Below are 14,843 nucleotides of genomic sequence, written 5' to 3'. Positions count from 1 at the left end.
CTACTAGTGCCGCAATGCGGCACAAGAAGCCTATAAAGCGCTTGAAACGACCAACTTCGGCTAGTCCACAAAAGGCGAGAACGGTGGGCTTTTGTGACTCTTGAAGTACTTTTCGTAGATCGGAGCTAAGACTCGACTCGCATCCGCGGCCACACCCGCAATCCCAACCGCGTCCACACGGTCTAAAACAAATTTCCCTCGAGGGACTACGGCGTCGAAGCGATGATACCGCTGCTTTCCAAGAAGGTTCTGCGCAACAGCTTGACCACCACGACTACTTGCCGCCAAAACTAAGTCAACGACCCGCGGCGCCCAGCCAATGAGGCCAGCATCGTCCAGGTGGTCTGAACTCACAGCGGAGGCTTCAGTAGTTCCGATGTTTAGCAATCGAATATCCCCAAGAGGAACAGCTAGCGTTTTCACGGCTTCAGCGATAGCCACAACCGACGGGTTGTTCGCCCAGACTCCGCCGTCGATGAACCGCTGGCTATCGACTCGAGCCGCAGGAAAGAATGACGGAGCGGCCGACGTTGCCAACGCGACGTCCACCATCGGAAGCTTCCAATCCCGTCGTAGCTCGGGATGGTGACGTGTCTTAAAGAGATAGACTCCTCCGCGCTGCGAATTCCACGTAGGAATGACGAGGCGCTTGTCACTGTCGCCAAGATTTCGATCGCCGAATACCTCAAGCAAGGCGTCCCGAAGTGCAGTTTGGGAGTAGCCGGCTGAGAACGCTCGACGCGGTAGTCCCATCAGACGCTGTCTACGAGGGGGAAAAACGCTTCGGACCAGACGCGAATAATCCTCGACAATTTCTGCAGGTGGAACACCGGCCCCGAGAGCCAGCGCGATGATCCCGCCCGCAGAAGTGCCCGCGATCAGGTCGAACGAATCCCGAATCGAAACCTTCAGATCATCTTCTAACCGAGCGAGCACATGCGCAGTGAACAACGCCTTCGCGCCACCGCCGTCCATCGCGAGAACCTGAAACCGACCAGGCACGGCTTCGGGCTCGTCCGAGCTGACCATCACCTTCGACCATCCTTCCCCGATGTCGCACCTCTCAGCTGGCCGAAGCGACCTACCCAGCAGACGGAACCATCCGTACACTACACGCGTGACCGAACAATTCTTGCTCGAACGAGCACAATATTCACAACAGCGCCTGGACACGCTGAGGGAGACCGTGGCAAGCCGGATGACTGATGTGTCGCTGGCGGGCCTGTCAATCTTTGCAGCCGGCTCCTTTGCAAGACATGAAGCGGGGCAACACTCCGATGTCGACCTCTTTTTCACGTACCACCCCTCCGGAACAGCCATTGAGTCACGTCGGACAAACGAGTACAAGCTATTTGCGCATTTAATCGAAATCATCGAAGAACTCAAGTTTCCTGCGTTTTCAAATGATGGTGAATTCCTCCGAACCCATGACATTGCTGAGATATTACGCAATTTGGGCGGTCCAGTCGACGACGCCGAAAATTACTTTACTCTTCGTATGCTTATGATTCTCGAAAGTAAGTGCGTCTTCGGGGAGGCTTCCTATATTTCCGCATTAACCGACGTGATCGAATCGTACTATCGTGATTTCGCCGGTAATGAGAACACCTTCCAACCTTGGTTCCTCATCAACGATATTATGCGATACTGGAAGACGTTACTGCTGAACTACGAGAATCGACGAAACTTTGGGGGAGACGTTGAGGAGAAAGCAAAATGGCGCGTCAAGAATTTCAAGCTTCGTTATAGTCGCATGCTTACCTGTTTTGCAACGATCGCCGCTCTTGCTAGCCACCGCAGCCCCGCAAACCAAAATGATATTTTGCAGATGGCTCTATCCACACCGCAAGAGCGCCTCGCCAGCGTAGTTGAGAACCGGCCCGGCACTCAAGCGCAAGTTCTCGAGATTCTCGATGAGTATTCTTGGTTCCTTGAACAAACGTCGCTGACGAAGTCGGAACTCTACGCTCAGTTTGCGTCGGACGGGCGAAAAGAGGCTCTCTCGAGCAGAGCCGAACTTTTTGGCGGCATGATGTATGACTTACTGGCACAAATAGATGCAGACCGCAACTACGAACCGCCTCTAATTCGATACCTGGTGATCTAATGGCTCCTAGTAAATACATGCTGTACCTGTCGTCCGGGGTCGTGGCTCCAGCGCTCGAGTTACTCCGGCGGGTATGCGAACCGAACTCGCGCTCCTTACCTCACATCACGGCGCGCTATTCGAGCTTGCAGGTACGGCCAGAAGCGCTCTACCACTACTCCAACGCTCTAGTGAACGATCTAATCCTCGGGGAAGTCACGACGTTCGATGACTTAGCCCGATCAGACGGACAAGTCCGCACAGTTATTCTCCGTTGTGAATCTGAAGACCTCGAATGGCTTTCTTATAAGCCTGATTTTCCCGATAGTGTCTTTCACTTCACAATTTATGATGGACCCAGCTCCGACTTCGCCTGGCAAGTGCTGCAGGTGATGAAGCAATTTCCCTGGAATTTGCGCATTATCGGCGCGGAAGAGCGGGTCGAGCCATACGAAAAAAGCCGAGGAAGCCTGGCGAAGAGCGACACTCCCGTCCTTAGCGACGCTGCCGGAAAACTTTTATCTCAGCTTAAAGCGCAAACGCGAATCTTCGCGCCGCTCGTCAGCATGTCCAGAGAGGAAAGGCTTCGCCTGGTTTCGGATCTGTGCAAGTACATTCACAATTCATCCGAAGTTGCGCCGGCCGGCGACCATCCGATTGATTTAGACGAGGAGTGGATAGCTCGGTACGCCGGGCAAGATCAGCCACTGGGCGATCCGACGCTCGAAGGTTTTGCCAATCAGGTGCCTATTCCCGAGGAACGGGAAGCTGCGATGTTTCTTACGCCTCCCGAACTTGCATACGATATGGCTTCCGCCTCTATTTCGCTCTTTCCGCAAAACACCGCAATTGACTTCGGCGACCCCGCCGTCGGGCCCGGGATCTTCTTCGCAGCTTTGCGCAAGTTGGCTAGACCAGCTTATATTCGATCCGCTGTTGGCGTAGAAATTAGTCCGGCTCGTGCGCGCGCTACTGCACACCGGTGGCGTCGGGCGGGACTTCGCGTGCTGCTTGGGGACTTCCTCACAAGGAAACCAGCAGATCAGGAGTGGAATCTTTTACTCGCGAATCCGCCTTATGTCCGTCATCAGGAGATTAATCGATCGCTTCTCTGGTTGCGCATTGCCCTCGCGAAGAGAATTGGAGTGGAGATAGACGGTCGGTCTGACTTGTATGTGTATTTTGTTCTCTCGGCGCACGACTGGCTCCGTGAAGGTGCTATAGCGTCCTGGCTTCTCCCGTCGGAGTTCGCATCTACAGATTTCGGGCAATCACTGCGCACATATTTCACAAATCATGTCCAGCTTCGCCGTCTTCACTTTTACGATCAGGATTCCACCTATTTCGATAATGCGCGAATTTCCTCCTCGGTTGTCACCTACGAAAGAACGCTTCCCAGTGGTCAAATGGCCATTAAGGTTACACGTGGCGGGACATTGGAGCGGCCGGTCGAAGAGGTCGATGTACCTCTGGAAATTCTTCAGCGACGCGGAAAATGGAACTGGCTCACCCTAACTCAGCCTTATTCGAGCAATTCGGTTTCGATAGGCGACTACTTCGATTTGAAGCGCGGTATCGCCACCGGCGCCAATGCGGCTTTTGTTCTTCGATCTGACCAGCTGCTTGAGCTGGAGGTCGCCCAGGAGTGGGTGCGCCCTGTGCTTCCGAAGGCTCGTACGCTTGACTCATATGAGATCGAAGCAGACATTCACGGAAATCCATTGGTGAGCGATCGGCGGTGGCTCATCGACACTGACGAGTCCATCTCGAAGATCCGCAGCCGGTCACCGAAATTTGCAGATTACCTCGAAGAGATAGAGGCAGGCGTTGGACAAAGAACACTAGTACGCCAGCGTCGTCCTTTTTATAAGCAGGAGAAGCGCAAGCCTGCGGATTTTGTTTTTGTTTATATGGCCAAACGCGGAGTAGATGGCAGGGGACGCTTCATCAGGAATCGATCTCGCGCTGTTGTCTTGAATAATTATCTCGCGCTCACGATGAAGGATCACTTGCGCGAGGCTGCCGAGAACGACGACACAATCTGGGCGCAGGTGTTTGATGCATTGAGGGCCGTCCCCAGCGAGGAATTTGTACGACACGGCCGAAACTACGTCTCAGGATTAGTCAAACTCGAGCCTCGCGATCTTGCCGAAGTCCGCATCGGACTGCCCGATCGCTGGCTCTCGACGATGATCTAGCAGGGGCGCGATGAAACTAAATCTAAATTTTCAACTAGACCGAGCAACTGAGCTTGCTTGCATTTCCGAGAATCGAGCGCTGAAAAGGCTCGGATTCGCGCGAATAGGATTCGGTCAGGGCAAGTTTGATGCGCGTCCGCACGTAACGCTAGCCAGAGTGAATTGCAGCGACCCGTCCAGGGCGGTGGTCCCTGTAACGTGGGCAAATTTGCTGTCTGTCCTAGGGAATCACGAACGGGCAAAGCCGATCAGACTACAAATCGGTCCACCAGGCTTGCGATTAGACCGAGGACCTTTTGTTTTGGCACCCGTAACCCTGCAATCTCAAGGCACCGGTCTTGGCGCAGGAGCCGACTCAGATCAATTTGAAGAAATGCTTGCCGAGCTTCACCTAACGCTAGCGGCTGACTTTAATCGTCAGTATCACGGGTTTAGGTTGCCGGACAATGGAAGACGATTTCCTCGCGTTGCGCGTGCCCGCGCGCTCCGGGTCTCCGTCCAGGGCACCGCCGGAATGTGTCGGCAGACCCTCATGGAAACGATATTGCCGTAGCTTCAACGTCGCGCACGCGGCCGCGACAGCGTGAGTTCGCGGGACACTCATTTGCCGTAGCGCTCATCGCCGAAGGTCGAACAGGGCGCACCATATTGCCGATGGTCGCGCGAGTCGTGTCTGCGGTTTCTCGGACGCCGGTAATCGGCGAGCATGGTCGATGCATTGCCATTCTGGCCCGCGGGCAACCAGACCGTTCCAGGAGCTGGGTCGACAAGGGGCGGCGCTCCTAGGCCCCTAGACCGGATGTACTTCGAGGAGAGATCCCCATTGTGGTATCCCCGGCCGCCGACGCCTCCCGCAGGTACTGCGCCGACATGACGCGGTAGGAGCGGGTGAGCATCGCCGCGCCGGCCGCGATGATCATGACGACTCCGCCGACCAGGAACACCAGCGCGATCCCCCGGCCGATGCCGTCGCCGAGCAGCCCGCCGAACGCCGAGCGCCCGGACGGCGACTCCATGTACGGGATGAGCGCGAACTCGGCGATCGGGGCGATGAGGAACGACGTGATCGGAGCGGCGGCCGATTCGAACGCCGCCGCGAAGCCGAAGACGCGCCCCTGGGTCTCGAAGGGGACGACCTTCTGGATCACCGTCTGCTCGGCGGCCTCGACCGCCGGGATCAGGGTCATGTAGATCCAGATGCCGCCGGCGTAGAGCCACCACCAGTCGCGGAGGGTGAAGACCGCGCCGATCAGGCCCATCGCCATCACGAGCAGCAGCATCGTCCGGATCGGGTTCCTCCCGAGCCCGAACCTCGCGACGAGCAGACCGCCGATGACGAAGCCGGTCGCCGTCACTCCGAGCACCACGCCCCACAGCTCGACCGGGAACAGCTCGAGGCCGTACGGGTCCATCAGCGCCATGTAGACGCCGCCGATCAGGTTGTTGAACGTCGAGAAGACGATGAGCGCGAACAGCCCGGTCGCCGCCCGCACCGCGGTGATGCTGCCGCGCAGATCGATCAGCGGCGCCCTCTCCCCCGTCGGAGCGGGCCGGTCCTCCGGGATGCGCAGGAACAGGAGGTGCAGGAGCGCGGCGGCGGAGAGGCCGATCGCGATCACCAGCGTCCACCCCATGCCGAGCAGGCCGATGGCGAGCCCGCTGAAGACGCTCGTCACCACGAAGGCGAGGCCCTGGACCGTCCCGACGAGGCCGTTCGCGCGGGCGTGCCCCTCCACCGGGACCAGCAGGGTCACCGTCGTGGACAGGGCGATGTTGCGCATGTTCTCGATGACGGCGCCGAAGAGGATCGTGCCCGAGAACACCCAGAACCAGGGGGCGCGGAAGTCCAGGAGCGCCGCCTCGGGCAGCGCGAGGAAGAGACCGCCCGCGACGCCGAACGACACGAGCGTGACCGCGCCGGCGAAGACCATGACGCGGAACTTGCGGTGCCGGTCCACGATCGTGCCGAAGGCCATCGCGAAGACCGCGACGAGCAGCATGTAGGCGCCGCCGATGATCCCGGTCGCCAGGACCGAGCGCGTCTCGAGGTACACCCAGAACGTGAGCGCGAACCAGAGGAAGCTCGTCGTCACGTTCGCGACGGCGGTGTTGAGGAGGATCTGGTGGAAGTCGCGGAGCCTCGTCGAGGCGTCGACGGCGGCTCCGGGCACGGGGGCGGTCGAGGACACGGCTTCCCTCCGCTCGCGACGGCGCCGTCGGTCCCGCGGCGGGAGTCGAGGGTCGTCGCAGCCACTGTAGGACCGCGCCGTCGGCGAGTCGAGAGGGGGCGGGCGTCCGGCGGCGATGCGCTGCCGCCTCCCGCGCGGACGAGGGCGCCGCCGCCCTCGCGACCCGGATCAGCGGGCCTCGGGGGCGGCGGCGCCGACGGGTCAGACGATGGCGGCGCGGAGGGCCGCGGCGGCCTCGCCGACGTCCGGGGCGCCGTAGATGGCCCCGCCCGCGACGGCCACGAGGGCGCCGGCGCGCTGCACCGACTCGATGGTGGCGGTGCTCACGCCGCCCGCGACCGAGAACGGCACGCCCGAGGACTCGCCGTCGCGCAGCAGGGTCTCGAAGGTGAAGCCCTCCTCCGCCTGCTCGTCCAGACCGGCGTGCATCTCGACGAACTCGGCGCCGAGGGCGACGACCTCGCGGGCGCGGGCGGCCTTGTCGGGCACGCCGATGAGGTCGACGACGACGCCCTTGCCGTGCTTCCTCCCGGCGGCGATCGCGCCGGCGATGGTGCTGTCGCCGGCGACGCCGAGGACCGTCACGAGGTCGGCGCCGGCCGCGAAGGCCATGTCGGCCTCGAGCTCGCCCGCGTCCATCGTCTTGAGGTCGGCGAAGACCGTCTTGTCGGGGTGCGCCTCCTTGATGGCGGTGATGGCGGAGAGGCCGGCGCTCTTGATGAGCGGGGTGCCCAGCTCGAGGATGTCGACGTGCGGGGCGGCGGCAGCGGCGAGCTCGAGGGCGGCGTCGGTGCTGAGGGTGTCCATGGCGAACTGGAGCTTCACGGGGTTCTTCTTCCTGTCGAGGTGGGGAGTCGGGTCATTCGAGGTTCGCGTGGCGCGGCCAGAGCTCGTCGGCGCTGTCGCCGCGGCGCTGCCAGAGCGCGTGGAACAGGGCGTCGCCGGTGAGCACGACGACCTGCTCGAAGAGCCCGCCGGAGTACTGCGCCGAGGCGGCCCCGGAGCGGTCGAGCTTGTCGGCGGCGGGCACGACCACCACGGCGGAGGCGAGCCCGGCCAGCGGGGAGTCGGCGGCGGTCGTGATCGCCGCGACCCGCGCTCCGGCGTCGACGGCGGCCTTCGCGGCGCGGACGATGCCCCCGGTGGTGCCGGAGCCGCTCGCGGTGAGCAGCACGTCGCCGCTGCGGATCGCCGGGGTCGTCACGTCGCCGACCACGTGCACGACGAGTCCGAGGTGCATGAGGCGCATGGCGGTCATCCGCAGGGCGAGGCCGGAGCGGCCGGCGCCGTGGACGAAGACGCGGTCGGCGCCGGCGAGCAGCTCGAGGACGGGCTCGAGCCGGTCGGTCGTCAGCGAGGCGGTCGCGGCGGACACCTCGGCGGCGATCACGGCGAGCGCCTCTGCGGGGTCGGTGGTGCGGTCGTCAGCGGGCATGGATCCACAGTGCGCTCGGCGACCGGATCCGCGCGCCACCTGATCGAGGAGGCCCACCTACCCGATCGGGTGGGCGGTGCCGCTCCCGGGTAGGACGGGTAGGTTCGGGGGATGGATCCCGCCGAGTCCCCCGCCTCCCGCACCCTGCTGCAGCAGCACGCCCGCACGGTCGCCGAGCAGGCCGACCGGCACGCGGTGGCGCTGGAGTCGGTGCTCGCCGCCCTGCGCGCCGAGCGCCTCGACGACCGTGCGGCCCGCACCGTCGCGATCGACATCGCCGCGAACGCCCTGGTCGAGCTGCGCACCGCCTCGGACGAGCAGCGCAGCGCGATGCTGGAGCCCGTCGTGGGCGCGTTCGCGCGGCTCCGGAGCGACCTGCGCCCGCTCGTGCGCTTCGGCGACCTCGACGTGCAGTTCGTCGAGCCGCCCGCCACCGGGCGCGCCCTCCCCGGCGAGGTGGCGCACGCGGCCCGCGCGATCGTGCGGAGCGCCGTGCTGGCGTTCGTGGAGTCGGAGCAGACGCGCCGGGTGCGGATCCAGTGGGACTGCGACGGGCTCAACCTGCTCATCGAGATCCGCGACGACGGCCGGGGCGAGCTGACGACCCGCGACGACGCCCTGCGCCCGATCGCCGAGCGCGTCCGCGGGCTCGACGGGGAGCTCTCGGTCTCGTCGACCGCGGGCTGGGGGTCGACCCTGTCGATCCGCCTCCCCCTCGATCCGCCGGCGCAGCCCGACGGGCTCGACCTCGCCGAGCTCAGCGCCCGCGAGCGGGAGGTGCTGAACCTGATCACGCTCGGCGCCTCGAACCAGCGGATCGCGGACGACCTCGGCATCAGCGGCAACACCGTGAAGTTCCACGTGTCGAACCTGCTGCGCAAGGCCGGGGCCCGCACCCGGGCGGAGCTGGCGGCGCTGGCGCGCTGATCGATCCGGGTGCCCCGCCCGGCAGCACGGCCCTGACAGAGACCCCGGACGCGCGGACGGGCCGCAGCGGCCGCCGAGGGTCTTCCCCTCCTGCGGCACCGCGGCCCGTCCGGCCGATCAGCGCGCCCCGATCACTCGCTCCGGAGCAGCCCGAAGCGGAACCGGCCGGAGCCGTCGAGCGTGTCGTCGATGCCCGAGATCGTGGAGGAGGCGATGACGGTCTCCGTGCCCTCGAGGAGCGGCACGGTGATCGCCTTCTCCGCCGCGAGGCGCTGCGCCTCCTCGATCGCCGCGGTGCGCTCGTCGCCGGGGGCCAGGCTCCGCTCGCGCAGCACGACCTCGTTGTAGGCGTCGTCCTTCACGGCGGCGCCGAGGATGGAGGGGGCCTCGTCGGTGCCGTAGAGCAGGTTCAGGTAGTTGTCCGAGTCCGGGTAGTCCGCGAACCAGCCCTGCTGGTAGAGCGGGTAGGAGGTCGACTTCTCCTTCACGTACTGCGTCCACTCCGTCGACTGCAGGTCGACCGTGAACAGGCCGCTGCGCTCGAGCTGGTTCTTGATGAGCGCGTACTCGTCCGAGGTGCTGGAGCCGTAGTGGTCGGTGTTGTACTGCAGCTTGAGGTCGACGGGACCGGTGATCCCGGCCGCCTGGAGCGCTGCGGCGGCCTCGTCCGCGCTGGGACCGCCGCTCCCGTCGCCGAAGGCCTGCTCGTACGCCGGCGTCGATCCGGTCAGAGCGCTGGGGACGATCGAGTAGACCGGCGCGTAGGTGCCCTTGTAGACCTGGTCCGACAGCTCGTCGCGGTCGATCAGGTCGGCGACGGCGGTGCGGACGGCGAGCGCCTTGTCGGCGTCGGCCTCGGAGGTCGCGGAGCCGTAGGGCATGGTCTCGGGGTTGAAGACCAGGAAGCGCATCTCGGCACCGGGACCGGAGTGCACCGTCAGGCCCTCCTCGCCGCGGAGGTCCTCGGTGTCGGTCGCGTTCAGCGTGCGGTAGGCGACCGCGATCTCGCCGCGCTGGATGTCGAGCTTGAGGTTGCTCTCGTCGGCGTAGTAGCGGACGATCACGGACTCGTTGGCGGCGGCGCCGAGGAGGCCGTCGTAGGAGTCGTTGCGGGTGAGCTGCACGAGCGAGTTCAGCTTGTAGCTCGTGATGGAGTACTGCCCGCTGAAGGCGTCGCCGGCGACGATGTCGTCGTCGGTGGTGAGGGAGTCGGCCGAGAAGACGTCCTCGTCGACGATCGCGGCGGCGGGGCTGGTGAGGATCTGGGGCCAGAGGGCGTTGTCCGGGGTGGCCAGCGTGAAGACGACGGTGGAGTCGTCCTCCGCCTCGACCGAGACCATGTCCGAGAGCAGCGACGAGGGGCCGTTCGGAGCGGCGATCGCCACCTGGCGCTCGAAGGTGAAGACCACGTCCGAGGCGGTGAGCGGATTGCCGTTGGCGAAGGCGGCGTCCTCGCGCAGGGCGACGCGGTAGTGGGTGGGGTCGGTGAACTCGGCCGAGGCCGCGAGGTCCGGCACGGGATCCGTCGATCCGGGGGCGGAGGTCAGCAGCCAGGAGAAGACCTGGTTCTGCAGCGTCGCCGAGCCGAGGTCCCAGGAGCCGGCGGGATCCAGGGCGGTGACCTTGTCCGTGGTCCCCAGGAGGATCCCGGGGGGCGCCTGGGCTCCGGTGGTGCCCGGCGAGCAGGCGGTGAGGGCGACGGCCATCGCCGCACCGGCGACGAGGGGAGCCAGTACTCGGGATCTCATGGGGAACTCCTTGCGGGTCAGCCGTGCGGCGGGGATGAGGGAGGGACGCCGGGGCGCTGGGTCCATGGTGCCGAGGGAGCGTGCGTCCGGCGTCGAGTAGTCGTCGGGGTCTGCGGCCGCTCGCTTCGACAACTGTCGCACCGCGCTCCGGCGCCGCGCCCGGCCGGGAGGGCCCGGGTTCGACGTCTGCTGTGCCCCGGGCCCTCCGCCCTCGCCACCTGTCCATGGCCGCCGACCCTCCGCGTCGTCAGAGTGGAGACCTCACGGTTCCGCGCGGGTCGGACCGGGAGAGAGAGGTCGCGGTGCGCGAGAACGTCGACACGGTCGTCATCGGAGGAGGCGCGATGGGCTCCGCCACCGCCTGGCAGCTGGCCCAGCGCGGCACCGACGTGGTGCTCCTCGAGCAGTTCGGCCCCGGCCACGAGAACGGCGCGTCCCACGGCCGCACCCGGAACTTCAACGAGGCCTACGCCGCCGACGACTACCTCGAGCTCCTCGGCGAGGCCTCCCGACTCTGGGACCGGCTGAGCGTCGAGGAGGGCACGACGCTGCTCGACCGGGTCGGCCTCGTGAACCTCGGACCCGTCGGACCCCTCCGCGCGGTCCGGGAGGCGCACCGCGCCCACGGCGTCGCGAGCGAGCTGATCTCCGCCGCCGAGGCCCGCGACCGCTGGCCGGCGCTCCGCTTCGAGAGCGAGGTGCTGCACGTCCCCAGCAGCGGACGCGTGCGCGCCGCCGACGCTCTGCTCGCGCTGCGGGCCGGCGCCGAGCGCCGCGGCGCCCGCTTCCGCTACGACACCCCCGTCCGCGGGATCGACGTCGTCGGACCGGACACCGTGATCGTGACGACCGATGACACCGAGTACCGCGCCCGGCGGGTCGTCGTCACCGCGGGAGCGTGGACGCAGCCCCTCCTCGCCGGCCTCGTGCCGCTGCGCCCCCTCCGGGTCTCGGAGGAGCACCCCGCGCACTTCCGGCTCCGCATGCCCGACGCGGCGTGGCCGAGCTTCAACCACACGCCCGACCCGGACCGAGCCGACCACGCGTACTTCCTCAGCCCCGTCTACGGCATGCTCACGCCGGGCGAGGGCCTGAAGGTCGGCTGGCACGGAGTGGGCAGGAGCGTCGATCCGGACGCCCGCACCCGCCGCCCGGTCGCCGAGCAGCTCGCGGCCCTCCGCCGCTACGTGGCGGAGTGGATCCCGGGCGCCGACGCGGAGGTCTGCGACGTCATCAGCTGCACGTACACGATGACCCGCAACGAGGACTTCATCCTCGACCGCAGCGGGCCGATCGTGGTCGGAGCGGGCTTCTCCGGCCACGGGTTCAAGTTCACCCCGGCGATCGGGCGGGTCCTCGCGGACCTGTCCGAGGGCGTCGCCGCCCCCCGCCGCTTCGCCGCGACGGCGCGTCCGGTGCTCGCGGGTCCGGTCCTGTAGAGCGGACCGCCTGCGGAGCGGGCGCGCACCGGGGCGGACGCCTGCCCGACCGGACGCGCACCCGAGCCGGCGCCTGCCCGATCGGACGCGCACCCGAGCCGACGCCTGCCCGACCGGACGCGCGCCGAAGCGGGCGCCCACAGGAACGGACGCCCGCTGAGCCGGACCGGGTGCCGCCCGGTCCGACCCGTCGTCAGCTCGCAGCCGCCAGCTCGTCCCGGCTCGCGGCGGCCAGCGCCTCCCGGGCCGCGCGCTGGAGCGCGGGATCCGGCACGGGGAGCGACGCCAGGAGCTTCTGCGTGTACGCCTCGCGGGGCGCGCGGAGCACCTCGGCGGCCGGCCCCTGCTCCACGACCGCGCCCTGCCGCAGGACGACCACCCGGCCGGCCACGCGGTCGACGACGGCGAGGTCGTGGCTGACGAAGAGGCAGCCGAAGCCGAGCGCGCCCTGCAGCTCGGCGAACAGCTCGAGCACGGTCGCCTGCACGGAGACGTCGAGCGCGCTGGTCGGCTCGTCGGCGATGAGCAGGCGCGGGCGCAGCGCGATGGCCCGGGCGAGCGAGGCCCGCTGCCGCTGCCCGCCGGAGAGCTCGTGGGGGAAGCGGTCGGCGAAGGCGCGGGGCAGGCGGACCGCGTCGAGCAGATCCAGGACCTCCTCGCGCACGCCGGCGGCCGACTCCGCGCGCCCGTGGATGACGAACGGCTCGGCGATGCACTCGCCGATGGTCAGGAACGGGTTGAAGCTGGTCGCCGGATCCTGGAAGACGAAGCCGAGGTCGGCGCGCGCGGCGGCACCGAGGGAGGCGCGGCGCCCGACGAGCTCGGAGCCGAGGACCCGGAGCGAGCCGCCGGTCGCGGGGACCAGCCCGGCGATCGTCCGGGCGAGCGTCGTCTTGCCCGAGCCCGACTCCCCCACGAGGCCCAGGACCTCGCCGGGGGCGAGCGTCAGCGAGAGGTCGGCGATCGCCGTGAAGGAGGGCTTGCCCAGGCGCCCCGGGTAGACGATCTCGAGCCGCTCCGCCACGACGAGCGGCTCGCTTCCCGGAGCGGGCTCGGGCCCCGCAGCGCCGGGCGCGCCGATCCGCGGGACCGCGGCCAGGAGCGAGCGGGTGTACTCGTGCTGCGGAGCGGAGAACAGCGACTGCACGTCCGCGGTCTCGACGATCCGGCCGCCGTTCATCACGATCACGCGGTCGGCCAGGTCGGCGACGACCCCCATGTTGTGCGTGATGAGGAGCATCGACCCGCCGAGATCGCGCCGCAGCGTGCGCAGGAGCTCGAGGATCTCGGCCTGCACGGTCACGTCCAGCGCGGTCGTCGGCTCGTCGGCCACGATCAGCGGGGCGCCCTGGATCAGCGCCATCGCGATCACGATCCGCTGCTTCTGCCCGCCCGAGAACTGGTGCGGGTAGTCGTCGATCCGCCGCTCGGGATCGGGGATCCCGACGGTCCGGAGGATCCGGACGGCCTCGGCCCGCGCCTCGCGGCGGCCGAGGGAGGTGTGCGCGCGGAGCCCCTCGACGATCTGCCAGCCCACAGTGAAGACCGGGTTGAGCGCGGTCGACGGCTCCTGGAACACCATCGCCGCCGCCGCTCCCCGCAGCCGCCGCATCGTCTTCTCGGGGGCGCCGACGATCTCGACGTCGCTCCCGCCGTGGCGGAGGCGGATGCTGCCGGAGACGACGGCCGACTCCGGCAGCAGCCCGAGGACCGCCTTGCCGGTGACGGTCTTGCCAGAGCCCGACTCCCCCACGAGGGCGACGATCTCCCCCGGCGCGACGTCGAGGTCGACGCCCTCGAGCGCCTGGACCGGGCCGTGGTCGGTGTCGAAGACGACGCGGAGGTCGCGGATGCTCAGTACGGCGGTCATCGCCGGGCCTTTCTCTGGCTGCGGCGGCGGACGCGCAGGCGGGGGTCGGACAGGTCGTTGAGGCTCTCGCCGACGAGGGTGATCCCGAGCACGACGATCATGATCGCGGCGCCGGGAGCGACGCAGGTCCACCAGATCCCGCTCGTGACGTCCTGCACCGAGCGGTTGAGGTCGTAGCCCCACTCGGCGGCGGAGGTGGGCTCGATGCCGAAGCCGAGGAAGCCGAGGCCGGCCAGCGTCATGATCGCCTCGGAGGCGTTCAGCGTGATGATCACGGGCAGGGTGCGGGTTGAGTTGCGGAGCACGTGGCGGATCAGGATCCGCCGGTCCCGCGCGCCCATCACGCGCGCCGACTCCACGAAGGACTCGGAGACGACCCGGAGCACCTCCGCCCTGACCACCCGGAAGTACTGCGGCACGAAGACGACGGTGATCGACATCGCCGCGGCGAGGACTCCGCCCCACAGGCTCGACTGGCCGCCCGAGATCACGATCGACAGGACGATCGCGAGCAGGAGGCTCGGGAAGGCGTACACGGCGTCGGCGACGACCACGAGGATCCTGTCGAGCCAGCCGCCGACGTAGCCCGACACCGCGCCGAGCAGCACGCCCGCCGCGACCGAGGTCAGGAGCGACAGGGCGATCACCTGGACCGCGGTCCGCGCTCCCCACAGGGTGCGCGAGAGGACGTCGTAGCCGCCGACCGTGGTGCCCAGCAGGTGCTGCCCGCCGGGCGGCTGCTGCGCGCCGAAGTTGCGGCCGTCGACGGCGAGCTGGTCGTAGCCGAACGGGGCCAGCAGCGGCGCGCACGCGGCGACGATCACGAGGACGCCGACCAGCGCGAGGCCGATCAGGAGCATCGCCCGCTGGGACCCGGTGCTGCTGCGCACCTGCGCGACGAGGGGGAGGCGGTCCCGCAGCGGACGCGGCGGAGCGGAGACGGTCGTCATG

Annotated in this window: 11 protein-coding genes; 4 read left to right on the top strand and 7 right to left on the bottom strand. The window is 67.0% G+C overall.

Annotated features, from left to right (window positions below; all coding sequences use genetic code 11):
• Nucleotides 1-60 precede the first annotated feature (60 nt).
• The gene (locus GSU40_RS02980; protein ID WP_160036090.1) at nt 61-1,029 is read right to left on the bottom strand and encodes a CBASS cGAMP-activated phospholipase; all 969 of its coding nucleotides are present in this window, start codon (nt 1,027-1,029) and stop codon (nt 61-63) included.
• Nucleotides 1,030-1,117: 88 nt separating this feature from the next.
• Here GSU40_RS02980 and GSU40_RS02975 point away from each other — a divergent pair, with 88 nt between their 5' ends.
• Nucleotides 1,118-2,107: a hypothetical protein gene (locus GSU40_RS02975; RefSeq protein ID WP_160033601.1), complete on the top strand. Its 990-nt coding sequence runs from the start codon at nt 1,118-1,120 to the stop codon at nt 2,105-2,107.
• Between the two features lie 170 nt (nt 2,108-2,277).
• Nucleotides 2,278-4,284 (top strand): Eco57I restriction-modification methylase domain-containing protein, encoded by a 2,007-nt coding sequence (locus GSU40_RS02970; protein WP_160033599.1) that lies wholly within the window; start codon nt 2,278-2,280, stop codon nt 4,282-4,284.
• A 782-nt stretch (nt 4,285-5,066) separates the two neighbouring features.
• On the opposite strand, the gene GSU40_RS02965 is transcribed toward GSU40_RS02970, so the two are convergent.
• The 3 genes from GSU40_RS02965 to hxlB form a co-directional block, all read right to left on the bottom strand.
• Entirely contained in the window at nt 5,067-6,455 is a 1,389-nt protein-coding gene (locus tag GSU40_RS02965) for an MFS transporter (RefSeq protein WP_208543379.1), read from the bottom strand.
• Between the two features lie 219 nt (nt 6,456-6,674).
• On the bottom strand, nt 6,675-7,298 hold the full coding sequence (gene hxlA / locus GSU40_RS02960; protein WP_104224387.1) for a 3-hexulose-6-phosphate synthase: 624 nt from the start codon (nt 7,296-7,298) through the stop codon (nt 6,675-6,677).
• Between the two features lie 34 nt (nt 7,299-7,332).
• Nucleotides 7,333-7,908: a 6-phospho-3-hexuloisomerase gene (hxlB, locus tag GSU40_RS02955; RefSeq protein ID WP_160033595.1), complete on the bottom strand. Its 576-nt coding sequence runs from the start codon at nt 7,906-7,908 to the stop codon at nt 7,333-7,335.
• A 111-nt stretch (nt 7,909-8,019) separates the two neighbouring features.
• On the opposite strand from hxlB, the gene GSU40_RS02950 reads away from it, so the two are divergent.
• On the top strand, nt 8,020-8,835 hold the full coding sequence (locus tag GSU40_RS02950) for a LuxR C-terminal-related transcriptional regulator (RefSeq protein ID WP_160033593.1): 816 nt from the start codon (nt 8,020-8,022) through the stop codon (nt 8,833-8,835).
• A gap of 131 nt (nt 8,836-8,966) precedes the next feature.
• On the opposite strand, the gene GSU40_RS02945 is transcribed toward GSU40_RS02950, so the two are convergent.
• Nucleotides 8,967-10,583, bottom strand: coding sequence for an ABC transporter substrate-binding protein (locus GSU40_RS02945; protein ID WP_104328281.1), 1,617 nt, complete (start codon nt 10,581-10,583; stop codon nt 8,967-8,969).
• A 302-nt stretch (nt 10,584-10,885) separates the two neighbouring features.
• Between GSU40_RS02945 and GSU40_RS02940 the strand changes: the two genes are divergently transcribed.
• Nucleotides 10,886-12,022: an FAD-dependent oxidoreductase gene (locus tag GSU40_RS02940; protein WP_244229571.1), complete on the top strand. Its 1,137-nt coding sequence runs from the start codon at nt 10,886-10,888 to the stop codon at nt 12,020-12,022.
• A gap of 193 nt (nt 12,023-12,215) precedes the next feature.
• Here the strand turns inward: GSU40_RS02940 and GSU40_RS02935 are convergent, their stop codons facing one another.
• Both GSU40_RS02935 and GSU40_RS02930 read right to left on the bottom strand, forming a co-directional pair.
• On the bottom strand, nt 12,216-13,892 hold the full coding sequence (locus GSU40_RS02935) for an ABC transporter ATP-binding protein (protein ID WP_160033589.1): 1,677 nt from the start codon (nt 13,890-13,892) through the stop codon (nt 12,216-12,218).
• The gene (locus GSU40_RS02930; protein ID WP_160033587.1) at nt 13,889-14,842 is read right to left on the bottom strand and encodes an ABC transporter permease; all 954 of its coding nucleotides are present in this window, start codon (nt 14,840-14,842) and stop codon (nt 13,889-13,891) included. Before GSU40_RS02930 ends, GSU40_RS02935 begins: the two co-directional genes overlap by 4 nt.
• Nucleotide 14,843 lies beyond the last annotated feature (1 nt).

Source organism: Rathayibacter sp. VKM Ac-2805 (assembly GCF_009834265.1).
In the GTDB taxonomy this organism is placed as follows: domain Bacteria; phylum Actinomycetota; class Actinomycetes; order Actinomycetales; family Microbacteriaceae; genus Rathayibacter.
Note: the sequence above shows the minus strand (reverse complement) of the source record. Positions and strands in the feature narration are given on the sequence as shown.

Coding starts and splice junctions, on each gene's coding strand:
- GSU40_RS02980 (WP_160036090.1), bottom strand. CDS start 1,029: ATGGTCAGCTCGGACGAGCCCGAAGCCGTGCCTGGTCGGTTTCAGGTT.
- hxlB (WP_160033595.1), bottom strand. CDS start 7,908: ATGCCCGCTGACGACCGCACCACCGACCCCGCAGAGGCGCTCGCCGTG.
- GSU40_RS02950 (WP_160033593.1), top strand. CDS start 8,020: ATGGATCCCGCCGAGTCCCCCGCCTCCCGCACCCTGCTGCAGCAGCAC.
- GSU40_RS02945 (WP_104328281.1), bottom strand. CDS start 10,583: ATGAGATCCCGAGTACTGGCTCCCCTCGTCGCCGGTGCGGCGATGGCC.
- GSU40_RS02935 (WP_160033589.1), bottom strand. CDS start 13,892: ATGACCGCCGTACTGAGCATCCGCGACCTCCGCGTCGTCTTCGACACC.
- GSU40_RS02930 (WP_160033587.1), bottom strand. CDS start 14,842: ATGACGACCGTCTCCGCTCCGCCGCGTCCGCTGCGGGACCGCCTCCCC.